We start from the raw sequence: 25,062 nt of genomic DNA, 5'->3' as shown, positions 1-25,062 counted from the left end.
GTTTATCCTTGTTTTAAATTGAGATAATAATCTTTAACGACTTCCTGGTCGCTAAAAAAAATCGTTTTGTCTTTAAAGATTTGAATGTTTTCATCGCCCTTGCCTAAAATCAACAACACCTCATCGTCTTTTAAATTTTCTAAAGCGTTTAAAATGGCCTTTTTTCGGTCTTTTTCTACAATGACTTTAGAAGAATCGCTGATGCCTTTTAAAATATCCTTAATAATGTCTTCTTCGTTTTCGCTTCTGGGGTTGTCTGAAGTTAAGATGATTTTATGTGCATAACAACTCGCTATCGCTCCCATTTTAGGGCGCTTGGTTTTATCCCTATCGCCCCCTGCTCCAAAAAGAGCGGTGATTTTTTGATTCTTAAAGCTTTCAAAAACTTGTTGCATGCCGTCTGTGGTGTGGGCAAAATCCACGATCACTAAAGGTTTAGAATGCACAATTTCCAAACGCCCTTTCACCCCATAAAAGTTTTCTAATAACGGCGCGATCGTTTCTAGCGGTAATTGAGTGAGTAGTTTGACCCCCAAAACGCCCGCTAAGATATTATAAAGGTTGTAACGCCCTAAAAGGGGGGAATGCATGAGAGCGATTTCTTTGAGATTAGGATCCCTTAAATCTTGTTGGTAGCATAAAGACGCGCTGATAAAGGGGGTGAGCGAAAAGGCTTGAACGTTTAAATGCGCTTTTTTATCCAGCGCGTAAGTGTGCGCGTTAACGGGGTTAAAAAGGGCGTTTGTTTCATCTCTGTTAATCACTTTCAAGCCCTCATCTTTAAAAAAGCTGTTTTTAGCGTCCCTGTAATTTTCTATATTTTGATGGAAATCTAAATGATCGCTTGTGATATTGGTTAAGATTTTAATGGCAAAATCAAGCCCAGCAACGCGCTTTTGGACAATCGCATGGGAACTCACTTCCATAATAAAGTATTCACACCCCAAACGAATCGCTTCTTCTAAATCGCTATAAAGCTCTAAAAGGGTGGGCGTGGTCAAGCCCTTTTCTTTGATTCGTTTGTCGTTGATAAAAAACCCTCTTGTGCCTAAAAGAGCGGTCTTTTTATTCAAATCTAAGAGCAAGGAATACATCAAACCCGCTGTGGTCGTTTTACCATTGGTGCCAGTAATCCCTACAATTTTCATTTTAAAATCAAAATAGTTTTTAAGCTCGTTAAAATCTAAAATAGCCAGGTTTTTTTCTGCAATTAAAGGGGAGTATTTTTCATTTAGAGGCGTTTTGACAAAAAGGATTTCTTTAGGGTTTTCTAAAACTTCATGCGTGTTATCGCTCAAAAAAGAATAGGCGCAGTTTTGATAAGTCAGGGTTTTTTTAAGCTTCATTCTTTAAGCCTTATTGGATTTGAGAGCGTCTTCTAAAAGAGAACGCAAAAATTTATCGTAAATAAAAGAATCTTCATGCATGTTTTCAATGTAATTTATTGCTAATTCATAATAGCCATAGTGGTTCAATTCTTTCAAAAATTCATAAAAATCCTCTTTATTGTCAAAAATCACCCTAGAGCTGAACATCAAATCTTCAAACGCTTCCTTAAAGCCGCGCTCCAAGCTCAAGCGTTTGAAATCCGCATACAAAATGCCGTTCAACTCCTCGCCTTTTTGAGAAATTTGCGCATCAATCTTTTCAGCCATTTGGTTTAGCCCCTCATCAAAAGAAGCGATCAAATTGATGATTTGCTCTTCAGCCTGGTTTTTTAAACTCCGTTTTTGCATAGCGATCAAGCTTTGATACAATTCATAAAAGCTATGGGCTTCTTTAGGGAAATCTTTAGCGATGTCGCTTAATAACGCCCCCACTTTGGCTTTTTGGTTGTCTTTATCCAAAAACAACACTTCAGAAAAAAGGCGTAACGCTTCAGCGTAATGGGCTTGTTTGAACGCTAAAAAGCCATCTTTAATCAACGCTCGCTTTTTAAATTCATAATCAAACTTTTGCATGCCTAATCATCCTTAAAGCTTATCAAACTCCTTGGCGTTTTCTAAACACACCACTTCTAAATTAGGGTGAATGTCCATTTTAAGCTGCCTTTCAATGACATTTTTTAGAGTGATTTTACTGCTAGAGCAAGTCTTGCACGCTCCCTCTAAAGCCACATAAATTTTCATGCTTTTCACCCCCAGCACTTCAATATTACCGCCATCTTTGAGCAAGTAAGGGCGGATTTTTTCTATCACAATACGCACCGGTTTTTGTAAATCTTCATCGCTAAATTCTATCATTTTTAAAAACCTTATTTTTAAAATTTTACTTTAAGATACCATATAATGAGCCATTTTTATCAAACAACGCTTTTTAAGAGTGGCTCAAGGGCTAATTGGATAGAATGGATTCACTATTAGGATAAGGTTTTGATGACGATATGGAAATTAAAAACATCAAAGAGTTTGAAAAAGCTTCCAAAAAACTCCAAAAAGACACTTTAAAGATCGCTCTCGCTCTTTTGTTTCTCATTGGCGCTGCTTTGCTCGCTCTCATTTTTGGGCAGGCTAATTCTAAGGGATTGTTGCTCATCTTTGCGGCTGTGATTGGGGGCTATATGGCGATGAATATTGGCGCTAATGACGTGTCTAATAATGTCGGCCCTGCCGTAGGTTCTAAAGCCATTAGCATGGGCGGGGCGATCTTGATCGCTGCGATTTGTGAAATGCTTGGAGCGATCATTGCTGGGGGGGAAGTGGTTTCTACGATTAAGGGCCGTATCGTTTCGCCTGAATTTATTAACGATGCGCATGTTTTCATTAATGTCATGTTGGCTAGCCTTTTGAGTGGGGCGTTGTGGTTGCATGTAGCGACTTTAATAGGCGCTCCTGTTTCCACTTCACACTCTGTAGTGGGGGGGATTATGGGGGCTGGAATGGCAGCAGCTGGAATGTCTGCTATTAATTGGCATTTCTTATTAGGCATTGTGGCTAGTTGGGTAATTTCGCCTTTAATGGGGGCTTTGATAGCCATGTTTTTTTTAATGCTCATTAAAAAGACTATCGCTTATAAAGAAGATAAAAAGAGCGCGGCTTTAAAAGTCGTGCCTTATTTGGTAGCGTTGATGAGCTTAACCTTTAGCTGGTATTTGATGGTTAAGGTTTTAAAACGCCTCTATGCGGTGGGTTTTGAAATCCAGCTGGCTTGCGGCTGTATCCTTGCGCTTTTGATTTTTATCCTTTTTAAAAGATTTGTGTTAAAAAAAGCCCCGCAATTAGAAAATAGCCATGAAAGCGTTAATGAGCTTTTTAATGTCCCTTTGATTTTTGCTGCCGCGCTTTTAAGCTTTGCCCATGGGGCTAATGATGTGGCTAACGCTATTGGCCCTTTAGCGGCTATCAGTCAAACTTTAGAAGATGCAAATAGCCCTATGGGGAGTACTTTAAGCTCTGTGCCGTTGTGGATTATGGTAGTGGGGGCAGCTGGGATCGCTTTAGGCTTGAGTTTGTATGGGCCAAAGCTCATTAAAACGGTGGGGTCTGAAATCACAGAATTAGACAAAATGCAAGCTTTTTGCATCGCGCTTTCAGCAGTCATCACCGTGCTTTTAGCCTCTCAATTAGGCTTACCGGTAAGCTCTACGCATATTGTGGTGGGCGCGGTGTTTGGGGTGGGCTTTTTAAGGGAGCGTTTGAGGGAGCAATCCAGAAGGCGTTTTGCTAGAATCAGAGACAACATTGTAGCCGCACACTTTGGGGAAGATTTAGAAGAAATTGAAGGTTTTTTAGAACGCTTTGATAAAGCCAATTTGAAAGAAAAATCGCTCATGCTAGAGAGCTTGAAAAAAAGCAAGAACACCGCCATCGCTTTGGAATTGAAAAAGAAAGAAAAAAAGTCGCTTAAAAAAGTGTATAAAGAAGAAGTGATCAAACGCTCCATTTTAAAAAAGATTGTTACCGCTTGGTTGGTAACCGTGCCGGTTTCTGCGCTTTTAGGCGCGCTTCTTTTTGTGGCTCTTGGTTTTATAGAAAAGTATTTCTAGGGTTTTTGAAGGCTTGATTTTTAAAGTTAGGCTTAATCTTTTATGTTAAAATTCTGAGATTTTATATATTTTATATTTATCGTTAGGTTTTAGGTTTAAATCATGGGGAGGAATCAAGGAGCTTATTTGGATCCGTCTGAGTCGATTTTGATGTTGATGGTTGCTTTTTTATTGGTGCTGTTGAACGCTTTTTTTGTGCTTTCAGAGTTTGCCCTTGTGAAAGTGCGTAAAACCCGCTTAGAAGAGCTGGTTAAAATCGGTAATTCCAACGCTAAACTCGCTTTAAAGATGAGTCAAAGACTAGACACTTATTTGAGCGCCACGCAGTTAGGCATCACCCTTTCTTCATTAGCTTTAGGCTGGGTGGGTGAGCCAGCTATCGCAAGGTTGTTAGCCGCGCTGTTTGAGTCTATGGATTTGAGAGAAAATCCTATTTTTATCCATTCAATGAGCGTGGTTATAGCGTTTTTAAGCATCACTTTTTTGCATGTCGTGTTGGGCGAGATTGTACCTAAATCTTTAGCGATCGCTAAATCTGAAAAAGCCGCTCTTTTTGCCGCGCGCCCTTTGCATGTGTTTTGGGTCGTGTTTTACCCGGTGGTGCGCCTGTTTGATGTGATCGCTCATTTCTTTTTAAAAAAAGTGGGCATCAATCCTAAAGAGCATGACGGCACGCATTCTGAAGAAGAGTTAAAGATCATTGTGGGCGAGAGTTTGAGAGAGGGCATTATTGATTCGGTGGAGGGGGAAATCATTAAAAACGCGGTGGACTTTTCTGACACGAGCGCTAAAGAAATCATGACCCCACGAAAAGACATGGTGTGTTTGGACGAAGAAAACAGCTATGAAGAAAATATAGACATTGTTTTAAAAAGCCGCTTCACGCGCTACCCTTATTGTAAGGGTTCTAAGGATAACATTATCGGCATGGTGCATATTAGAGACTTGCTTTCTCGCTCTATTTTTACCCCTAAAATGCATGATTTCAATCAAATCGTCAGGAAAATGATCATCGTCCCTGAAAGTGCGTCTATTTCTCAAATCCTTATTAAAATGAAAAAAGAGCAAATCCATACCGCTTTGGTGATTGATGAATACGGCGGCACGGCTGGGTTGCTCACTATGGAAGATATTATTGAAGAGATCATGGGCGAGATTAGCGACGAATACGATTTGAAACAAGAGGGCGTGAACAAGCTTGAAGAAGGCGTGTTTGAATTAGAGGGCATGCTGGATTTAGAAAGCGTAGAAGAAGTGCTTCATATCCAATTTGACAAAGAATGCGAGCAGGTAACGCTTGGGGGCTATGTTTTCAGCTTGTTAGAACGCATGCCTATGGAGGGGGATACAATCGTTTCGCATGGGTATGCTTTTGAAGTCTTAAGCGTGGATGGGGCTAGGATAAAACGCTTGAAAGCGGTTAAACAAGATCAGGGAGAAAATAAAGCATGAAAAAAACAACCCTCTTTGTATTGGGCTTATTATTCAATGGCTCTTTAAGCGCTGTTGATGGGATTTCTCAAACCGAGCCTTCTTCTTTGAATTTGGCTGAAGATAGTGCGCCTTTGAACCACCCTAACGCCCAAAAACTCTCTTTAAAAAACGCATGGAATAGGGTATTATCTAATCATGAAGGCTTGCATGCGCAAGAATACGCTATTAAAAGAGCGAGCAAAATGAAATTAGCGGCTAAGCTTTCTTTTTTGCCTCAAATTGATTTGAGCGCTTTTTATGTGTACCTCTCTAACCCCATTAAAATGGATTTTGCCAGCCAAAAACAACCGGGCGTGCAAAAAGCCACCAACCAGATCCATCAAGGCTTGCAAAACATCCAACAAAATATCCCCCCTCAAGTATTAACCCCTCAAATCCAAGCGGGCATGCAAGGGGTGATACAAGGTTTTGGGGCTTTGAGCAGCACTTTAGAAGCCCCCTTATTGTTTTCTAAGCAAAATGTGGTGATTGGGGCGTTGAGCATTATTTATCCCCTTTATATGGGTGGGGCAAGATTCACGATGGTGCGCATTGCGGATTTGATGCAAAAAGACGCTAACGAAGTGTATCGCTTGAAAAAGCTTTCCACTTTTCAAGAGCTTGTGAGCGTGTATTATGGCATGGTGTTAAACGCAGAAGTGGCTGAAACTTTAGAAGAGGTGGAAAAAGGCCATTACAAGCATTTCCAAAACGCTTTGAAAATGCAAAAAGTAGGGCAAATCGCTAGGGTAGAAACCTTAAGTACTCAAGTGGCTTATGATAAGGCTCATATCGCTAGCGTTAAGGCTAAAGATGTGTTGGAGGTTTCGCAGCTCTCGTTCAATTCTATTTTATCTAGCAAGGACGATTTAGCGCCTTCAAGCAAATTAGAGATCCACACCGAGAAAAATCTGCCCGATCTGAGCTTTTTTGTTTCTTCCACGCTCAATTCCTACCCGGCTTTAAAGACTTTAGAAAATCAGGTTCAAATTTCTAAAGAAAACACGAAATTACAGATCGCTAAATTCTTGCCCCAAGTGAGTTTTTTTGGCTCTTATCTCATGAAACAAAACAATTCGGTGTTTGAAGACATGATCCCTAATTGGTTTGTGGGCGTAGCTGGGCGCATGCCTATCCTTTCCCCCACAGGGCGCATTCAAAAATACCAAGCGAGCAAATTAGCCGAGTTGCAAGTGAGTAGCGAGCAAATCCAGGCTAAAAAAAACATGGAATTGTTAGTGAATAAGACTTATAAAGAGACGCTTTCTTATTTGAAAGAATACAAAAGCTTGCTTTCTAGCGTGGAATTAGCCAAAGAAAATCTAAAACTCCAAGAGCAGGCTTTTTTACAAGGCTTAAGCACGAACGCTCAAGTCATTGATGCGAGGAACACGCTTTCTTCTATTATTGTGGAGCAAAAAAGCGTGGCTTATAAATACATCGTTTCATTAGCGAATTTAATGGCGTTAAGCGATCACATTGATTTATTTTATGAATTTGTTTATTAAAGGAAAAAATCATGTCAAATAGCATGTTGGATAAAAATAAAGCGATTTTTACAGGGGGTGGGGCTTTATTATTAGGGCTAATCGTGCTTTTTTATTTGGCTTATCGCCCTAAGGCTGAAGTGTTGCAAGGGTTTTTAGAGGCTAGGGAATACAGCGTGAGCTCTAAAGTCCCTGGCCGCATTGAAAAGGTGTTTGTTAAAAAAGGCGATCACATTAAAAAGGGCGATTTAGTTTTTAGCATTTCTAGCCCTGAATTAGAAGCCAAGCTCGCTCAAGCTGAAGCCGGGCATAAAGCCGCTAAAGCGCTTAGCGATGAAGTGAAAAGAGGCTCAAGAGATGAAACGATCAATTCTGCGAGGGACATTTGGCAAGCGGCAAAATCCCAAGCGAATTTGGCTAAAGAGACTTATAAGCGCGTTCAAGATTTGTATGATAATGGCGTGGCGAGTTTGCAAAAGCGCGATGAAGCCTATGCGGCTTATGAAAGCACTAAATACAACGAGAGCGCAGCTTATCAAAAGTATAAAATGGCTTTAGGGGGGGCTAGTTCTGAAAGTAAGATTGCCGCTAAGGCTAAAGAGAGCGCGGCACTAGGGCAAGTGAATGAAGTGGAGTCCTATTTAAAAGACGTCAAAGCTACAGCCCCAATTGACGGGGAAGTGAGTAACGTGCTTTTAAGCGGTGGCGAGCTTAGCCCTAAGGGCTTTCCTGTGGTGTTGATGATAGATTTAAAGGATAGTTGGTTAAAAATCAGCGTGCCTGAAAAGTATTTGAACGAGTTTAAAGTGGGTAAGGAATTTGAAGGGTATATCCCAGCGTTGAAAAGAAGCGCGAAATTCAGGGTCAAATATTTGAGCGTGATGGGGGATTTTGCGACTTGGAAAGCGACGAATAATTCCAACACTTATGACATGAAAAGCTATGAAGTGGAGGCCATACCCTTAGAAGAGTTGGAAAACTTTAGGGTGGGGATGAGCGTGTTGGTTACCATTAAACCTTAAAAAGGATTGTTTTGTTCAGATTGATAAGCGCATGGGTTTTACAAGACAAGTTCTTGTTTGTCGTGTGTTTTATATTGCCTTTTTGTTTAGGGGTTTTAGGCACGCAAATCTTTAAACAAGAGACCCCAAGACAGCTCCCTATCGTGGTGGTGGATTTGGATAAGACCACTACAAGCCATCAAGTGGCGTTTGAATTAGGCGCAACGAGCGCGGTTGAAATCAAATACCAAGTTACTAGCCTTTTAGAAGCCAAACGCTTTTTAAACTCCGCTGAAGTGTATGGGGCGTTAGTTTTGCATAAGGATTTGGAGAGAAAAATCAAAATGGGGCGAAAAGTGGATTTGCCCTTTTATTATAACGCTGAGTACGTTTTAGTGGGTAAAACGCTCAAAAACGCCTTTTTGCAAACCGCTTTGACCTTAGACGCTAAAACCTTGGCCACCAAAGCTTTAGTGCGAGATTCTAACTTGATTTCCGCTAAAGCCCAAGCAATGCCTATTGTTTTGCAATTGCATGCCCTATACAATGAAGAAAACAATTACACGCAATACCTTTTAAGCGTGATGCTGCCTTGCATGTGGCTCATTTTTATTGCGATTGGCATGCTCAATTTCATTCAAAAAACCTCTAACATGCGAGAGCTTTTAATCAGTATTTTAGCGAATGCGTGTGTGTTTAGCTTTTGGGGAATGGGCATGGCGTTTTATTTTAATTTCATTGGCATGCAGGGGAATTATGCGCATTTGTTGTTGGTCTTTTTGGCGGTAGTTTTAATGACGCTCGTTATGAGCGGGTTTGTGGTGCTAGTTTATGGCATTTCAAAAAGCGTTATTGAAACCGCTGGCGCGATTGGGGTCTATACCGCTCCAAGCTTTGCGTTTGCTGGGGTGACTTACCCGCAAAACAACATGGAAATTTTTGGGGATTTTTGGAGCCATTGCTTGCCTATTAGCCATTTTATGAAGTTCTTTTTACAAGAGGCCTATTATAAGACGGATTTTACCGAGTCTTTAAATTCGTTAATGCCGCTTGTGTTCTTTTTAATCTTTTTAGTCTTAGGGCTTTTGATTTTTTATTTTTCTTTTAAAAAAGACAAGGCTAGCGCATGAATTTTTTTAAAATCCTTTTAATGGAATTAAGGGCTATTGTTTCTCATAAGGGCGTTTTGTTAATCCTTATAGGCGCTCCTTTAATCTATGGCTTGCTTTATCCCTTGCCTTATTTAAAAGACATCGTAACGCAGCAAAAAATCGCCCTTGTAGATGAAGACAATTCCTTCCTTTCTAGGCAATTAGCCTTCATGGCGCAAAGCTCCAACGAGTTAGAAATCGCTTTTTTTAGCCCCTCTATGCTGGAAGCCAAAAAGCTTTTAAAAGAAGAAAAAATTTATGGGATCTTGCATATCCCTTCGCATTTTGAAGCCAATATCCACAAGCAAGTGCCGGTAACGATAGATTTTTATGCGAATTCCAATTACTTTTTGATTTATGGCGCGTTAGCGAATGCGGTGGTGGAGAGCATCAACGCTTTAAACGATGAAATAAGGTTCAAACGCAACGCTCAAATAGAAGAAGCTGAATTAGGGACAGATGGGATTAAAATTAGGCCTATCGCTTTGTATAACCCTAGTGAGGGGTATTTGAATTACGCGCTCTCTAGCGTGTTTATTTTCATTTTGCACCAGGTGATGCTCATTGCAAGCAGCATGTTTGTCAGCTCCAGGCGTTTGGAATTAGCCTTTTTAGATAAAAAGCAAATCGCTTTAAGGCTGTGCGCAAGACTCTTGGTGTTTGTAGGAGCGTTTAGCGTTTTTATTTTATGGTATTTTGGGGCGCTGTTTTCTTTTTATGGGATCGAACGGCATTCGAGCGCTTTAATGGTGTTTTTGAATAGCTCCATCTTCATGCTTGCAACCTTGAGTTTGGGGTCGTTTTTAGGCGCATGGATCAAAGATGAAGCCCACACCACTCAAATCGTTTTGATTTCTTCTTTGCCCTTGATTTTTATGATGGGTTTTGTGTGGCCTTTTGAATCCTTGCCCTCTTATTTACAGGCTTTCGTTCAAATAGTGCCCGCTTATCATGGGATTAGTTTGCTAGGGCGATTGAATCAAATGCATGCGGAATTTGTGGATGTGTCTGTCCATTTTTACGCGCTTATTGCGATTTTTATCGTGAGTTTTATAGGGTGCGTGTTCAAACTCAGCTCTTTAAAGAAAGCTTGTGAAAACGCTTAAAAACCTCATCACCTCCAAGCACCAGACTAAAGCGTCTCGCTTTTTAGGGTATCTTATGCCTTTTGATGGTTTTGAAAAAACCCTTTTGCAATTGAAAAAAGAGCATTTTAAAGCCGCGCATTTTGTAACGGCGTTCCGCTATTCTTTAGAGGGTAAAATCACGGAGGGTTTTAGCGATGATGGCGAGCCTAAAGGGAGTTCAGGAATGCCTATGCTTAGCGTTTTGAGGCGAGAGGATTTGATCAATATAGGATTAGTGAGCGTGCGTTATTTTGGAGGCACGCTTTTAGGGGTGGGAGGCTTGATGAAAGCTTATGCTAAAAGTGCGTTATTGTGCGTAGAAAACGCTCAAAAAGAGGACGCTTTGAAGGATTTTGTGGAGTTGGAAACTTTAAGCGCTCATTATTCTTACAAAGAATTAGACGCTCTTCAGCGTGAAATTAAGAAATTTAGCTTACAATTAAGCAAAAAGAATTTTTCAAACCAAAGCGTGGAAGTGGAAATCAGCGGCGCAAGAGGTAATTTGCAAGCGTTTTTACAACAAAATAAGATAAATTAGGGAGAATGAATGGAATTTTTGAGCGGGTATTTTTTATGGGTTAAGGCTTTCCATGTGATAGCGGTCATTTCGTGGATGGCAGCGTTATTTTATTTGCCGCGCCTTTTTGTCTATCATGCAGAAAACGCCCATAAAAAAGAGTTTGTAGGAGTGGTTAAAATCCAAGAAAAAAAGCTTTATTCCTTTATCGCTTCACCGGCTATGGGTTTCACGCTTATTACAGGGATTTTAATGCTGTTGATAGAGCCTGCACTCTTTAAAAGTGGGGGTTGGTTGCATGCTAAATTGGCTTTAGTGATCTTACTTTTAGCCTATCATTTTTATTGCAAAAAATGCATGCGCGAGCTAGAAAAAGACCCTACAAGAAGAAACGCAAAGTTTTATCGCGTGTTTAATGAGATACCCACGATTTTAATGATCCTCATTGTGATCTTAGTGGTTGTCAAGCCTTTTTAAAGACAAGCCATGAAAAAAGAAAAGTCATGAAAAAAGAAAAACACCTCAAGCAAGAAAAAATCATCAACATGTTTGATGATATAGCCAGCTCTTACGATCAAGCCAACCGCTTGATGAGTTTTGGCTTAGACGTTAAATGGCGCCAAAGGGCTTGCGAGCATGCGTTTTTGTTTTTGGAAAATAAAAAAGCGTTAAGGCTTGTGGATGTAGCGTGCGGGACGGGGGATATGCTTGTGGCTTGGCAAAAAAGCGCTTTAAATTGCGGTATAGAGTTTAAGGAATGTTTGGGGATTGACCCCTCTAATAACATGCTTGAATTGGCCATTAAAAAATGTGAAGAGCTTGAAAACAAAGCTTCTTTCATCCAAGCTCAAGCCAAAGATTTAAAGGGCGTTGAAAATAACAGCGTGGATATCCTCTCCATTGCGTATGGCTTGCGCAATGTCGTGGAAAGACAAGAAGCTTTAAAAGAGTTTTTTAGGGTGTTAAAACCCAGGGGCGTTTTAGTGATTTTAGAATTTTTGAAAAAGGATAACCCCACATGGCTGGATAAAATCTCAGGGTTTTACACGAATAAGGTTTTGCCTTTAGTGGGAGGGGCTATCAGTAAGAATTATGGCGCTTATTCTTATTTACCGCAATCCATTGAGGGGTTTTTGAGTTTGGAGGGTTTGAAATTTGAATTAAAAAACGCAGGGTTTGAGATTTTAAGAACGGAAGATTCTGTCGCTCAAATTTCAACGACCATGCTTGTTAGAAAAAGCTAAAGGAATGCCATGCAAGATGAATTATTTGAAACCGAAAAAGCCCCCCAAAAAAACACTAAAAACGCTAAAAACGCCCCTAAAAAAAGCTTTGAAGAGCATGTTCATTCCCTAGAGCAAGCCATAGATCGCTTGAATGATCCTAGTTTATCCTTAAAAGACGGGATGGATTTGTATAAAGTGGCCATGCAAGAGTTGTTTTTGGCTCAAAAGCTTTTAGAAAACGCTTATTTAGAGCATGAAAAACTCCAAACGACAGACAAAAAGGCTTAAAGCATGCGAGTGTTTGCTTTGCAATTAGAATCTTTTAAAGAAGATCTCATGCAATCCTTATTCAACTCCATACCCAAGCAAAGCGTGGTGGTGTTGCCTGAATACGTGATCAACCCCTTTTTCCACCATAACATGGGATTGGATGTGAATGAAATTAACGCGCAGTCTGCGCGAGCGATGGAGTTTTTATCGCAAAAATGCGAAGAACTAGACTTAATCATCTCAGCCCCGGTGCTTTTAGAAGAACATTCTAAAATCTATAAAAAAATCGCCCTCATTTCTAAAGAAAGCGTGAAATATTACACGCAACAACGCTTAATCCCCTATCCTCATTGGGATGAAGAGAGCTTTTTTGACAATGAAAAAAGCGCTTTTAAAGAATTGCTCGTGTTTGAAAGAGACGGCTTGAGAATCGCCCCTTTATTTGGCTTTGAAGCGCATTTTGATGAAATATGGGTTCAGGCTAAAAATCAGGGCGTGGATGTGGTGCTTTTAAGCAGTGTGGCCACCTTTGAATCCAATGAAAGGTGGCGGCTTTTGTGCCAGATGCGCGCTTTTTGCGCTTCTTGCGTGGTGGTTAGGGCCAATAGAATCGGAGCGTATCGCCAAATCATTGTAGAAGAAAATCAAAAAAACGAATTTTTGTGGAAATTTTATGGGGATAGTTTTGTGGCCTTGCCTAATGGCACTATTGAAGATTCTTTAGAGGGTAAAATGGGGGCTTTGAGCGCTCAAATGGATAAAAACGATATAGATGAATGGGCTAAATTGTGGCATTTTAGAACGATTAAAGAGGGTTGAATGATTGATAAAAAACTTTTATTGCAAGATTTTGAGAGGGTGGCTCTTTCTTTAAAAAAGCGTAATAATGCGATGGATGATGAGTTGGAGCGCTTGCGCGAAGTCATCACGCATTATAAAAAGCGACTCATTGAATTAGAAGGCTTGCAAGCCTTTCAAAACAAGGTTTCTAAAGAATTTGGTATCAAAATGGCTCAAAAAGTGGATGCAAGCGATCTCAAAAAAGAGCTAGAAAACAATAAAATCAAACTGAATGAGCTTTCCAAAAGCGTGGGCGAATTGGAACAACAAATAGATTTAAGGCTTTCAATAATCCCTAATCTGGTGGATGAAAAAACCCCTTTAGGCGCAAGCGAAGAAGACAACATAGAGATTAAAAAAATCTTAACCCCTAGAAATTTCACTTTCAAACCCAAAGAGCATTTTGAACTCGCTCAACAAAATGGCTGGATTGATTTTGAAAGCGGCGTGAAACTCGCCAAAAGCCGTTTTTCTGTCATTAGGGGTTTTGGGGCTAAAATTTATCGCGCGCTCATCCATTTGATGTTGGATTTTAATGAAAAAAATGGCTTTGAAATCATCTACACGCCGGCGTTAGTGAATGAAAAAATGCTTTTTGGGACCGGGCAATTACCCAAATTCAAAGAAGACGTTTTCAAAATAGAAAATGAAAATTTGTATTTAATCCCCACCGCTGAAGTAACGCTCACTAATCTATACAACGACACGATCATTAGCGTTGAAAACCTCCCCATTAAAATGACCGCGCACACGCCTTGTTTTAGGAGCGAAGCAGGGAGCGCTGGCAAGGATACAAGGGGGATGATAAGACAGCACCAGTTTGATAAAGTAGAGCTAGTGGCTATCACGCACCCTAAAGAAAGCGATGTCATGCAAGAGTGCATGCTAGAGAGCGCGAGCGAAATTTTAAAGGCTTTGGAATTACCGCACCGGTTCGTGCAATTGTGCAGTGGGGATTTAGGCTTTAGCGCGAGCAACACGATAGATATTGAAGTGTGGCTGCCTGGGCAAAATTGTTACAGAGAAATCAGCTCCGTGTCTAACACGAGGGATTTCCAGGCTAGGCGCGCCAAAATCCGCTTCAAAGAAAATCAAAAAAACCAGCTAGCGCACACCTTAAACGGCTCTTCTTTAGCGGTAGGAAGGACGATGGTCGCTTTGATGGAAAACCACCAGCAAGCGGATGGGAGCATCCATATTCCTAAGGCGTTAGAAAAATACCTTTAAGGCTAGTTCGTGCTGAATGAAGAGCAAAATTCATTAGAAGAAAAAGGGGGCGAAAACAAGAACGAAAAAGAAACCCCCCTAAAGGGCATTCATTCTAAAATCCCCTCTTTGAAGCAGGCTTTAGAGCAGACGATCAGTAAAATCAAAAGCTCTAAAGAGTTTTTCAAACAGCTTTCACACAATAAAAAAAAGCTTTATATCGTGCTTGGAATATTATTTTCACTCATCGCGCTCATTGTGGCTTTGAGCTTGTTATTAGGGCATAAAAAAGAAAACCAACAAACTTCTTTACAAACTAATACCGCCACCGCCAATAACGAAACGCCTAACGACACCAATAACGCAGAAGCCGAGGGGCAAATAGAAAATTTAGACTTGCCTGATTTAATCGGCAAAGACTCTTTGAAAAGAAACGATGAAAGCCAAGTGGATGCGATGATGCAAAAAGCGAGCCTTTTGTATGAGCAAGGGCAAAAAGATGAAGCCTTACACTTGTTTGACAAGATCGCTTCTTTTTCGCAAGGGATTGCGAGCCATAATCTAGGAGTGATTAAGTTTAAAGAAAAGGATTTTAACGGGGCGTTGGATTTGTTTGATTCTAGCATCGCTTCTAAAGAAAACGCGAGCGTGAGCGCGATTGATGCGTTAGTGAGCGCTTATCACTTACAAGACGCGGATTTGTATTATCATTATCTAAAAATTGTAAGAGACACTTTGTATAAAGACTATAAAAAGTCTTTTTATTCCTACGCTTACGCGCTCAAATCCTATTACGCCGGGGAGTATTTTGAAGCCCTTTCGCCCTTAATGCACCCTAATTCCAACGCCTTTTTAAAGCCTAATACGCGCTTAGCGTCTAAATTGTTTTTGATGTTTAAAGATGAAACGAACGCTTATAAGCAATTGCAAAAAAGCGCGAACGCCCAAGATGAGCTTGCTTTAGGGCTTTTGCAGGCGCGTTTGGGCCATTACAAGCAGGCTTTGGAGCATTTGCAGCATTATTTGCACAACTACCCTAAGGATTTAAACGCTTTAATGGCTTTGGAATTGGTGAGTTTGAAAAAAGGCGACACCCTTAAAGCGAGCGAAGCCTTAAAATTAGCCAGCCACACCAAAGAAGATAGCGTGCTAGCCAACTCTTTTTACCCCATCAAGCCCACGATAAACCCTGTTTTTTTGGATAAAGAAAGGGCCAAAGAGCGTTTTTGGAACACGCAATATTTTGAAGGCAAAAGGGATTTTATCTACCGCTTGCTGTTTTATTACGCCCCTTTTAAGGTTTTAGACTCTAAAGAAACCTTAGGTGTGATTGAAGAGGGGCTGTTTCTTTTAGACTCTGAAGCGCAAAAGGATTTAGAGGGGGCAAGCCTTGCTTTTAAAAGGGGGCGTTTGATGGCGATAGCGGATAAAAACGCGCTCAAAGGGTTGAAAGCGTTAGAAAACAAGCGCTTAAAAAAAGCCCTTGCTTTTTTTGATTTGTCTTTAAAAAACAGCCCCAATAACGCACTCCTCCATTATAATACGGGCTTGATTTATGCGCAATTGGAAAATTACCACAAAGCTTATTTCCATTTTTTAAGGGCTTTCCATTTGAATTCTGCGGATTATTTGAGCGCGATTTTTGCAATTTTAGCCTCGCATTTCACCCACGAAGACACCACGGAGTTTTTAAGAGAAATCACAGAGAATTTTTATAGTCAGGATTTTTCTAGCCCCACGCAAAAAGCCTTACTCTCTTCGCTCATCGCTTATTTGAATTACCGCACCAATTGGGATATGGACTGGCTTAAAAACGCCCCTAAAAAACTCCCCTTTTATTACGCGCTAGAAGCGGTGTTCGCTAAAGAGAGCAAGGATAAAAAATTGATGGTGCAATCCTTTGGGAATTTGAAAAAAATGCTCCCTAAAGATCTCATCTCTAATATCTTTTATGAAATCGTTTCGTATTATGATGCGAGTATCCGCCACACTTTAAGCATTTACACCCTTTTAGATTCGCGTAAAATCAGTTGGGATCAAACCATGCAAGGACCCATTTTAGGGCGTCATTTCTACACTTACATGGGATTTATGGTCAATGATTTGGATCATCAAGAAAGATTATTAGAGCAAAAAATCGCCAGTTTAGAAGAGGGCGAAGCCCCTAACGATTGGTTGGAAAATTTAGCGCTAGTGAGTTTGTTTCAAGGCCAGTATGAAAAAGCGGGCGCGTTGTATCAAAACTTAATTAGCGGGCTTAAGGATAATGAAGTGCGCTTAAAAATCCTAGCGGGTTTAACCTATATCGCGCAGAATAATTACAATAACGCCGCTTTATGGCTAGAGCTTGGGAAATTAGACGATCCGAATAATGAAAATATCCGTTACGCTTTAGGGTTGTTGTATCAAAGAAAAGGGGACTTGAAATCAGCATTAAACCATTTTTTAGCCATTAAAACCTCTGATTTTTCTTCGCCTTATTTTGATTTTGAAATTGATACTAACCTTTTAAAAGAGCGTTTAAACCAAGAAGAAAAGGGCGAGTTTTTAGAATAATGGGTTTTGAAAAAAGCATTTTAGACAATTTGAACGGAGTGCAAAAAATCGCTGCAAGCCACATTCAAGGGCCATTGCTCATTTTAGCGGGAGCTGGGAGCGGTAAGACTAAGACTTTAACGAGCCGTTTAGCGTATTTGATTGGCGCTTGTGGCGTGCCTAGCGAGAACACTTTAACGCTCACTTTCACCAATAAAGCGAGTAAAGAAATGCAAGAAAGGGCTTTGAAATTGTTGAAAAACCAAGCCCTTATCCCCCCCTTGCTTTGCACTTTCCATCGTTTTGGCTTGCTGTTTTTAAGGCAACACATGAGCCTTTTAAAAAGAGCGTGCGATTTTTCGGTGCTAGATAGCGATGAAGTCAAAACGCTGTGCAAACAGCTCAAAATTTCAAACTTCAGGGCGAGCATTTCTCAAATCAAAAACGGCATGATGGATTTGAGCATGCAAGATAGCGAATGTTATAAAGCGTATGAGCTTTATCAAAACGCACTCAAAAAAGACAATTTAGTGGATTTTGACGATTTGCTTTGTTTAAGCCTTAAGATTTTACAAGATAATGAAAAACTCGCCAAAGAGACTAGCGAACGCTACCATTACATCATGGTAGATGAGTATCAAGACACGAATGCCCTGCAATTAGAATTTTTAAAACAATTGAGTTTCACGCACCATAATTTGTGCGTGGTGGGCGATGACGATCAGAGCATTTATGGTTTTAGAGGGGCTGATATTTCTAACATTTTAAATTTTTCCAAGCATTTTAAAGGGGCTAAAATAGTGAAATTAGAGACCAACTACCGCTCCAGCGCTGAAATTTTAGCGTGCGCTAATTCTTTGATTAGCCATAACCAACACCGCCACATTAAAACGCTTCAGAGTTTTAAAGGCTCGCATAAAAGCGTGGTTTGTAAAGAATATTTGACGCAAAAAGAAGAGAGCCTGGATGTGGCTTATCAAATCAAAGCCCTTTTAAAGAAGGGCGAGAATTTAGAAAATATCGCTATTTTGTACCGCTTAAACGGGCTTAGCCGCAGCATTGAAGAGAGCTTGAACGCTTTGAATATCCCTTATAGGCTCATTGGAGCGGTGAGTTTCTATGAAAGAGCTGAGGTTAAAGACGCTTTGGCACTCATGCATGTAGTGGCGAAAAAAGACGATCGCTTTTTTATCAAGCGCGTTTTAAACAAGCCCCCAAGAGGCCTTGGCAAGATCACTCAAGAATGGATTTTTTCTCTTTTAGATGAAGAGGGTTTGGATTTAGAAGAAGCGCTAAAAATTGGGACGTTTAAAGACAAACTCAACCCTAAAAACGAATACGCTTTAAAGAAATTCATGACCATGATAGGGCGTTTGAGGGAGGCTTTTGAAATTTCAGTAGAGAAGTTTTGCGAGCGGTTTTTAGAAGAAACTAACCTTTTAAAAAGCTATGAAAAAGAAGACAATTACGAAGAAAGAGAGGGTTTTGTTAAAGAGCTTTTAAGTTTAGTGAAAGAGCATTTTAAAACTAACCCCACGCATTCTTTACTGGATTTTTTGAATGAAAGCGCGCTGGATGTCCATAATACAGAAAACGCGCAAAAAGTGAGCTGCATGAGCGTGCATATGAGTAAGGGCTTAGAGTTTAAGCATGTGTTTGTGATCGGGTTAGAAGAAGGGTTTTTCCCGCATAGGGGGTTCAATCAAGAAAGCGATTTGGAAGAAGAAAGGCGCTTGGCTTACGTGGCGATCACTAGGGCTAAAGAAGGATTGCAGCTCTCTTATGTCAAAGAGCGTTCGTATTTTGGGAGGAAAATTTCTTGCTCGCCCTCTGTGTTTTTAGAAGAAGCCAAGCTGCTCAAAAGCGATCAAACCCCTAAACAAAATCACCAAAAAGACACGCCCATTAAAGTGGGGGATTTGATCAAACATAAGATTTTTGGCACCGGGAGGGTTTTAGGCGTAGAAAAGGGCTTGAGCGGTTTGTGCTTGAAAATCAATTGCGGAGGGAATGTCTATGATAAAATCTCAGAAAAATTTGTAGAAAAAGTGGATAACGAGTTTTGAAAATTTTAACCCTTTTTTTGATAGGTTTAAACGCATTGTTCGCCCTGGATTCAAACGCGCTTAAAACAGAGATTAAAGAAACTTACCTCAAAGAATACCAAGACTTAAAATTGGAAATTGAAACAATTAACTTAGAAATCCCAGAGCGTTTTTCTCACGCTTCCATTTTAAGCTATGAATTGAGCGCTTCTAACAAGCTTAAAAAAGATGGGGTCGTGTTTTTAAGGTTGGAAAATGAGCCTAATTTACGCCTACCGGTGCGTTATAGCGTGATAGGCAGCATGCAGGCTTTTAAAAGCGCTAGCGCGATTAAAAAAGATGAAAACATCACCGCTAACAACACCAAAAAAGAGCGCGTTTCGTTTGGCACGCTTTCTAATCCTTTATTAGAGGGCGCAATCGATAAAGTGAGCGCAAAACATTTTATCCCCCCTGACACGCTTTTAAGCATGGATAAAACCCAAGCTTTAATCATCGTGCGTAAAAACGACATCATCACCGGGGTGTATGAAGAGGGGCAAATCAGCATAGAAATAAGCCTAAAAGCCCTAGAAAATGGCGCGCTTAATCAAATCATTCAAGCGAAAAATTTAGAAAGCAATAAAATCTTAAAAGCGAAAGTGTTGAGCAGCTCTAAAGCGCAAATCTTATAAAGGATATTCATGAAATTGGTTTTAGGCATCAGTGGGGCGAGCGGGATACCCCTAGCCTTGCGGTTTTTAGAGAAATTACCCAAAGAAATTGAAGTTTTTGTCGTGGCGTCTAAAAACGCGCATGTCGTGGCGTTAGAAGAATCGAATATCAACCTTAAAAACGCCATGAAAGACTTACGGCCTGGTGCCACTTTTTTTAACGAGCAAGACATCCATGCGAGCATCGCTTCAGGGAGTTATGGTATCCATAAAATGGCGATCATCCCGGCAAGCATGGACATGGTGGCTAAAATCGCGCATGGCTTTGGGGGGGATTTGATCTCTAGGAGCGCCTCTGTCATGCTGAAAGAAAAGCGCCCCTTACTCATTGCCCCCAGAGAAATGCCTTTAAGCGCTATCATGTTAGAAAATTTGCTCAAACTCGCCCATTCTAATGCAATCATTGCGCCGCCTGTGATGACTTATTACACCCAGAGCAAGACTTTAGAAGCGATGCAAGATTTTTTAGTGGGGAAGTGGTTTGACAGCCTGGGAATAGAAAATGACTTATACCCACGATGGGGAATGAACTGATGCAAAAAATCGGCATTTACCCGGGCACTTTTGATCCGGTCACTAACGGGCATATAGACATTATCCATCGATCCAGCGAATTGTTTGAAAAGCTCATTGTCGCTGTGGCGCATTCAAGCGCTAAAAACCCCATGTTCAGTTTAAAAGAGCGCTTAAAAATGATGCAACTGGCCACTAAAAGTTTTAAAAATGTAGAATGCGTGGCGTTTGAAGGGCTGTTAGCCAATCTGGCTAAAGAATACCATTGTAAGGTGTTGGTTAGGGGTTTAAGGGTGGTGAGCGATTTTGAATACGAATTGCAAATGGGCTATGCGAACAAATCCTTAAACCACGAATTAGAAACCTTGTATTTCATGCCCACTTTACAAAATGCGTTTATTAGCTCTTCTATCGTGCGATCCATTATCGCGCATAAGGGCGATGCGAGCCATTTAGTGCCTAAAGAAATCTATCCTTTGATTTCAAAGGTTTAAAATGTATGTGGCGTTAGAAGGTATTGATGGCGTGGGCAAAAGCACTCAAGTAGGATTGTTAAAAGATCGGTTTAAAAACGCCCTTTTTACCAAAGAGCCAGGGGGGACGAGAATGGGCGAAAGTTTAAGGCATATCGCTTTAAATGAAAATATCAGCGAATTGGCTAGAGCGTTTTTATTTTTAAGCGATAGGGCTGAGCATACAGAAAGCGTGATCAAACCGGCATTGAAAGAAAAAAAGCTCATCATTAGCGACAGGAGTTTGATCTCTGGCATGGCTTATAGCGAGTTTTCAAGCTTGGAATTAAACCTGCTCGCCACTCAAAGCGTCTTGCCTGAAAAAATCATTCTTTTAGTGATAGACAAAGAGGGCTTAAAACAGCGCTTAAGCCTTAAAAGTTTAGACAAAATAGAAAACCAAGGCATAGAAAAATTATTCACCATCCAGCAAAAGCTCAAAACCCACGCTTATGCGTTACAAGAAAAATTCGGGTGCGAAGTTTTAGAATTAGACGCTCAAAAAAGCGCTAAAAACTTGCACGAACAAATCACCGCCTTTATAAAATGCGTTGTTTAACTTGTTTGAAGCTTTCTTTTAAGCCTCTTTGCCCAAATTGCTTGAACGATCTGCCCTTAAGCTTAAAGGTAAGGGTTTTAGAGGGCGTGAGCGTGTATAGTTTTTACGCTTATAGCGAAATAGAAGAACTCATTAAAAGCAAATACGCGCTGATTGGCTCTCGCATTTTGCCCTTGCTTTCTCAAAAAGCCGGCGCGGAATTTGTGAAAATCCTGCAAGAACAAGGCTTGAATATCCCCCTTTATGGCATCGCCATTGATGATAAAATCAAATCCTTTTACGCGCATTCAGCCGCGCTTTTAAAAGGCTTTTGTCAAGGCAATTTAAAACCCACTTACGGGCGTTTAAGGGCTTCTAATACTATTTCGTATGCCGGGAAAAGCTTAGAATTTCGCGCCAATAACCCACGGAATTTCACCTTCAAAGGCGATAAAAATTTAGATTATTTTTTATTAGATGATATTATCACCACCGGCACCACCCTAAAAGAAGCCCTAAAATACCTTAAAACCCTAAACACAAAAGCGCACTTTGCGATCGCTCTTTGCAGCGCGGATGAATGAGTTATAATTTTATTTTTTAAAAGGATAAAACCATGCAAGCTTTTCGGTTAGAAGATGATGTGGATGACTATGTCAAAAAAGAATTGACCAATTTAGGGCTTATGAAAAATACGGATTTTAATGTTAAAAGCCAAATGAGTCCTAGCCTTAAAAGCGCTCTTTTGAATGCGAGTAAAACCAAAGATAAAACTTCTTATGGCGAGCCAGATTTTAGCTTAGAAAAATACACGCACCCTAAAAATAAAGGGAGCGTTATCCCTGTAATCATAGAAAACAAACTCTACGCTAAAAATTTAAAAAAGCTCAAAAACAGCACGGTTGCAAACGATGATCATTCCATTTCAAAATTCGCCGTGAATGGGGCTTTACACTACGCTCAAAATATCCTAAGGAATAAAGAAAAATATAAAGAATGCATCGCCATAGGCATAGCCGGCGATGATGAAGAAAACCTTTTGATAGAAGTGTATTATGTTTTTGCGAGCGGGATCAATTCGCACAAGCTCACCAATACAAAAAACTTGCATTTTTTAGAAAATCAAGAATCGTTTAACGCTTTTTATAAAGAATGCACGCTCACTGAAGAAGAAAAGCATTTTATCTTAATCAAAACCAAAGCCGAGTTGAACGAAACCGCTAAAAAACTCAACCGCCTGATGCATAACCACAACATCACAGCGCCTCAGCGCGTGCTATATGTGAGCGGCATGCTTTTATCCATGCAAGAAATTAAGGGCAAAAAAGAGGGTTTAAAACCAAGTGATTTAAAAGGCGAAGTAACCGATACTAGCCGTGATGGCGTTTTAGTGTTTAACCAAATTGGCGAGTTTTTGAAAACCAAAAACTTGAGCGAAGAAAAACGAGAACTAATGCTCGCTAGTTTTAAAGAAATCAGTAAAGATCCGCAGTGCGATAAAGAAACGAGCCTGGATAAAGCCATAAGCATGCTTTTAGAAAAAGATTCAAGCATCACCAAGCAAATTTTTACCTTTCTTTATGAGTTTGTCCATAAGCCCATTAATGAAAGCGACAATACCGGTCATTTAGACATCATGGGCGAACTTTATAGCGAATTTTTAAAATACGCTTTAGGGGATGGTAAGGAATTAGGCATTGTTTTAACCCCGCCTTATGTAACTAAAATGATGAGCGAGCTTTTAGGGGTTAATGCGAAATCCTTTGTGATGGATTTAGCCGCAGGGAGCGCGGGCTTTTTAATTTCTTCTATGGTGCTAATGATTGAAGACATTGAAAAAACCTATGGTAAAAACACCACTATAGCTAACGAAAAAATCAAAGCCATGAAAACCACGCAACTTTTAGGCGTGGAGCTTAACGCTGAAATGTTTTCTCTAGCCACCACTAACATGATTTTAAGAGGCGATGGCTCAAGTTTAATCATCAAGGGCAACACTTTTGAAACCAATAAAAAGATTTATGAAGATTTTAAACCCAATATCCTTTTATTAAACCCTCCTTTTAGCTACGAAGAAAACGGCATGCCTTTTATCAAGTTTGGATTAGAGTATATGCAAAAAGGCGCTTTAGGAGCGATCATTATCCAAGATAGCGCAGGGAGTGGGCAAGCTTTAAAATCCAATGTTGAAATTTTAAAAAAACATTCGCTTTTAGCGAGCATTAAAATGCCTACCGATTTATTCATGCCTCAAGCCGGGGTGCAAACAAGCGTTTATATTTTTAAAGCTCATGAGCCACACGATTATGAAAAGCCCGTTAAATTCATAGACTTTAGAAACGACGGCTTCAAACGCACCAAAAGGGGCTTAAATGAAACCTCTAACCCCACCAAACGCTACGAAGAAATCATTAAAATTTACAAAGCCGGCTTAAACGCTAAAGTTTCTAAAGAGCTGTGGGGCGATTTAAAAACAATCTATATTGAAGATTTTATCGCTAAGCCACATGAAAGCAAGCATGCTAAAGACTTTAATTTTGAAGCCCACCAAAAGAATGAGACTAAACCCGAATTAGAGGATTTTAAAAGAACGATAGCCGATTACCTTTCTTATGAAGTGGGATTGATTTTAAAAAACCAAACGCCCCCAAAGTGATTGGCCCCCTTAGTAGCCAACTTAACGCTATTAAGTGGGGCGAGTTTTCATACGAAACCATATACGAGCTACAAAAAACAACAAAATTATTAAGCAAAAAAGATTGCGTTGAAAATGGAAAAATACCATTATTTACATCAGATAGTAAGAATAATGGTATTGTTGGTTATGTGAATTGTAAGCCTAGTTATAAATTAAAAAATAATCAATGCATGGTAGTATTTGGGGACCATACGAGAACATTTAATATTGCTAAAAATGATTTTTGTATCGCAGATAATGTAAAAGTTTTAAAGCCTATAAAAGATTTTAGCATAAGGATTTTGTTATTCATTAACACTATGTGGGGTAAAAAAATCATTGATAAGGGTTACGCTAGGCATTGGAGCTTGGCAAAAACTGCAAAAATCCAATTACCCCTAAAACCCACCGCTAACGCTCAAACCCTTGAGGATATTGATTTTGATTTCATGGAAAAATTCATAGCCGAACTTGAGCAGTGTCGGCTCGCCGAACTTGAGGCTTATTTAAAAGCTACAGGGCTAGAAAACACCACCCTTTCTAGCGATGAAGAAAACGCCCTTAACGTTTTCAATGGCAACCATTCTGGGAGGGGGGGTAATACTCCATGCGGCTTAACATGGCAAAGTTTCAGATTAGGGGATTTGTTTGAAGTGTTGTCAAGTAAGAAAATTTATCATGCTAACACGATAAAAATCCATGACACACAAATAGAAAACAGCTACCCTTATGTCGTGCGTGCTACAACCAACAATGGTATAAAAGGCTTTATTGTAGATGACCCTACATTTACTAATGAAAAAAATACCCTTTCGTTCGCGCAAGACACTTTCACCGTGTTTTATCAAAAACAACCTTATTTTACAGGCAATAAGGTTAAAGTTTTAAAACCAAAATTTGCTTTCAAAAGCCCTAAAATTTTACATTTTATAAGCGCGATTTTACAATTTATTTTAAAACCCTTGACTTGGGGGCTAGGCTCTACAACAGAAAGCATTGCGGAGTTTAAATTTTCTCTACCCCTAAAACCCACCGCTAACGCTCAAACCCTTGAGGATATTGATTTTAACTTCATGTGCACCCTAATCAACGCCCTGATGAAGCAAACCATTCAAGGCGTGGTTCAATACAGCAGCGCTAAAATACAAGCTACAAAAGAAGCCATCAGCCAAGAAACGCCAACCCAAAAAGACTCGTTATTTTGAAAGAGATGAGGTCAAGCTTGTGTTACAATAAACTTAAAATT

General features: G+C 40.0%; 24 protein-coding genes. 21 read left to right on the top strand and 3 right to left on the bottom strand.

All coding sequences use genetic code 11. From position 1 onward, the window contains the following. Positions 1-2 precede the first annotated feature (2 nt). The 3 genes from EWZ81_RS01400 to EWZ81_RS01390 are packed head-to-tail and all read right to left on the bottom strand — an operon-like array spanning position 3 to position 2,243. Entirely contained in the window at positions 3-1,346 is a 1,344-nt protein-coding gene (locus EWZ81_RS01400) for a UDP-N-acetylmuramoyl-L-alanyl-D-glutamate--2,6-diaminopimelate ligase (RefSeq protein WP_165548776.1), read from the bottom strand. Between the two features lie 3 nt (positions 1,347-1,349). Further along, complete coding sequence (locus EWZ81_RS01395; RefSeq protein ID WP_001168585.1) at positions 1,350-1,961, bottom strand: hypothetical protein; 612 nt, start codon at positions 1,959-1,961, stop codon at positions 1,350-1,352. A 12-nt stretch (positions 1,962-1,973) separates the two neighbouring features. Further along, entirely contained in the window at positions 1,974-2,243 is a 270-nt protein-coding gene (locus EWZ81_RS01390) for a NifU family protein (RefSeq protein ID WP_000569296.1), read from the bottom strand. A 140-nt stretch (positions 2,244-2,383) separates the two neighbouring features. Here EWZ81_RS01390 and EWZ81_RS01385 point away from each other — a divergent pair, with 140 nt between their 5' ends. The 21 genes from EWZ81_RS01385 to EWZ81_RS01285 all read left to right on the top strand — a co-directional run bounded on the left by EWZ81_RS01385 (position 2,384) and on the right by EWZ81_RS01285 (position 25,021). Next, a complete protein-coding gene (locus EWZ81_RS01385) occupies positions 2,384-3,985 on the top strand; it encodes an inorganic phosphate transporter (RefSeq protein WP_165548775.1) in 1,602 nt (533 codons plus the stop codon). 102 nt (positions 3,986-4,087) lie between these two features. Beyond that, a complete protein-coding gene (locus tag EWZ81_RS01380; RefSeq protein ID WP_165548774.1) occupies positions 4,088-5,437 on the top strand; it encodes a hemolysin family protein in 1,350 nt (449 codons plus the stop codon). After that, entirely contained in the window at positions 5,434-6,966 is a 1,533-nt protein-coding gene (locus tag EWZ81_RS01375) for a TolC family protein (protein ID WP_165548773.1), read from the top strand. The genes EWZ81_RS01380 and EWZ81_RS01375 overlap by 4 nt, the downstream gene beginning before the upstream one ends. 11 nt (positions 6,967-6,977) lie before the next feature. After that, positions 6,978-7,967, top strand: coding sequence for an HlyD family secretion protein (locus EWZ81_RS01370; protein ID WP_205250204.1), 990 nt, complete (start codon positions 6,978-6,980; stop codon positions 7,965-7,967). A gap of 20 nt (positions 7,968-7,987) precedes the next feature. Beyond that, complete coding sequence (locus tag EWZ81_RS01365; RefSeq protein ID WP_165548804.1) at positions 7,988-9,076, top strand: ABC transporter permease; 1,089 nt, start codon at positions 7,988-7,990, stop codon at positions 9,074-9,076. Further along, the gene (locus tag EWZ81_RS01360; protein WP_165548772.1) at positions 9,073-10,203 is read left to right on the top strand and encodes an ABC transporter permease; all 1,131 of its coding nucleotides are present in this window, start codon (positions 9,073-9,075) and stop codon (positions 10,201-10,203) included. The genes EWZ81_RS01365 and EWZ81_RS01360 overlap by 4 nt, the downstream gene beginning before the upstream one ends. Continuing rightward, the gene (locus EWZ81_RS01355; RefSeq protein ID WP_165548771.1) at positions 10,190-10,762 is read left to right on the top strand and encodes a YigZ family protein; all 573 of its coding nucleotides are present in this window, start codon (positions 10,190-10,192) and stop codon (positions 10,760-10,762) included. Before EWZ81_RS01360 ends, EWZ81_RS01355 begins: the two co-directional genes overlap by 14 nt. A gap of 9 nt (positions 10,763-10,771) precedes the next feature. Then, positions 10,772-11,218, top strand: a complete 447-nt coding sequence (gene hemJ / locus EWZ81_RS01350; RefSeq protein WP_165548770.1) for a protoporphyrinogen oxidase HemJ — start codon at positions 10,772-10,774, stop codon at positions 11,216-11,218. Between the two features lie 26 nt (positions 11,219-11,244). Further along, positions 11,245-11,985 (top strand): bifunctional demethylmenaquinone methyltransferase/2-methoxy-6-polyprenyl-1,4-benzoquinol methylase UbiE, encoded by a 741-nt coding sequence (gene ubiE / locus EWZ81_RS01345; RefSeq protein ID WP_120903703.1) that lies wholly within the window; start codon positions 11,245-11,247, stop codon positions 11,983-11,985. 9 nt (positions 11,986-11,994) lie between these two features. After that, complete coding sequence (locus EWZ81_RS01340) at positions 11,995-12,255, top strand: exodeoxyribonuclease VII small subunit (protein WP_165548769.1); 261 nt, start codon at positions 11,995-11,997, stop codon at positions 12,253-12,255. 3 nt (positions 12,256-12,258) lie between these two features. Next, complete coding sequence (locus EWZ81_RS01335) at positions 12,259-13,056, top strand: carbon-nitrogen hydrolase family protein (protein ID WP_165548768.1); 798 nt, start codon at positions 12,259-12,261, stop codon at positions 13,054-13,056. Further along, a complete protein-coding gene (gene serS / locus EWZ81_RS01330) occupies positions 13,057-14,304 on the top strand; it encodes a serine--tRNA ligase (RefSeq protein ID WP_165548767.1) in 1,248 nt (415 codons plus the stop codon). A 9-nt stretch (positions 14,305-14,313) separates the two neighbouring features. Continuing rightward, positions 14,314-16,839 carry a tetratricopeptide repeat protein gene (locus tag EWZ81_RS01325; RefSeq protein WP_165548766.1) on the top strand — a complete coding sequence of 842 codons (2,526 nt, stop codon included), beginning with the start codon at positions 14,314-14,316 and terminating at the stop codon, positions 16,837-16,839. After that, entirely contained in the window at positions 16,839-18,884 is a 2,046-nt protein-coding gene (gene uvrD / locus EWZ81_RS01320; protein WP_205250203.1) for a DNA helicase UvrD, read from the top strand. The genes EWZ81_RS01325 and uvrD overlap by 1 nt, the downstream gene beginning before the upstream one ends. After that, a complete protein-coding gene (gene flgA, locus EWZ81_RS01315) occupies positions 18,881-19,537 on the top strand; it encodes a flagellar basal body P-ring formation chaperone FlgA (RefSeq protein WP_165548765.1) in 657 nt (218 codons plus the stop codon). The genes uvrD and flgA overlap by 4 nt, the downstream gene beginning before the upstream one ends. Positions 19,538-19,546: 9 nt before the next feature. Beyond that, complete coding sequence (locus EWZ81_RS01310; RefSeq protein WP_000780097.1) at positions 19,547-20,110, top strand: UbiX family flavin prenyltransferase; 564 nt, start codon at positions 19,547-19,549, stop codon at positions 20,108-20,110. Next, the gene (coaD, locus tag EWZ81_RS01305; RefSeq protein WP_001169276.1) at positions 20,110-20,583 is read left to right on the top strand and encodes a pantetheine-phosphate adenylyltransferase; all 474 of its coding nucleotides are present in this window, start codon (positions 20,110-20,112) and stop codon (positions 20,581-20,583) included. Before EWZ81_RS01310 ends, coaD begins: the two co-directional genes overlap by 1 nt. 1 nt (position 20,584) lies before the next feature. Beyond that, a complete protein-coding gene (tmk, locus tag EWZ81_RS01300) occupies positions 20,585-21,160 on the top strand; it encodes a dTMP kinase (RefSeq protein ID WP_165548764.1) in 576 nt (191 codons plus the stop codon). Next, the gene (locus tag EWZ81_RS01295) at positions 21,148-21,723 is read left to right on the top strand and encodes a ComF family protein (RefSeq protein ID WP_165548763.1); all 576 of its coding nucleotides are present in this window, start codon (positions 21,148-21,150) and stop codon (positions 21,721-21,723) included. The genes tmk and EWZ81_RS01295 overlap by 13 nt, the downstream gene beginning before the upstream one ends. 32 nt (positions 21,724-21,755) lie before the next feature. Next, positions 21,756-23,795, top strand: coding sequence for an HsdM family class I SAM-dependent methyltransferase (locus EWZ81_RS01290; protein ID WP_165548762.1), 2,040 nt, complete (start codon positions 21,756-21,758; stop codon positions 23,793-23,795). Beyond that, positions 23,792-25,021, top strand: a complete 1,230-nt coding sequence (locus tag EWZ81_RS01285; protein WP_165548761.1) for a restriction endonuclease subunit S — start codon at positions 23,792-23,794, stop codon at positions 25,019-25,021. Before EWZ81_RS01290 ends, EWZ81_RS01285 begins: the two co-directional genes overlap by 4 nt. Positions 25,022-25,062: the final 41 nt, after the last annotated feature.

Origin of the sequence: Helicobacter pylori (genome assembly GCF_011140715.1) — a bacterium.
GTDB lineage: Bacteria > Campylobacterota > Campylobacteria > Campylobacterales > Helicobacteraceae > Helicobacter > Helicobacter pylori_DA.
Note: the sequence above shows the minus strand (reverse complement) of the source record. Positions and strands in the feature narration are given on the sequence as shown.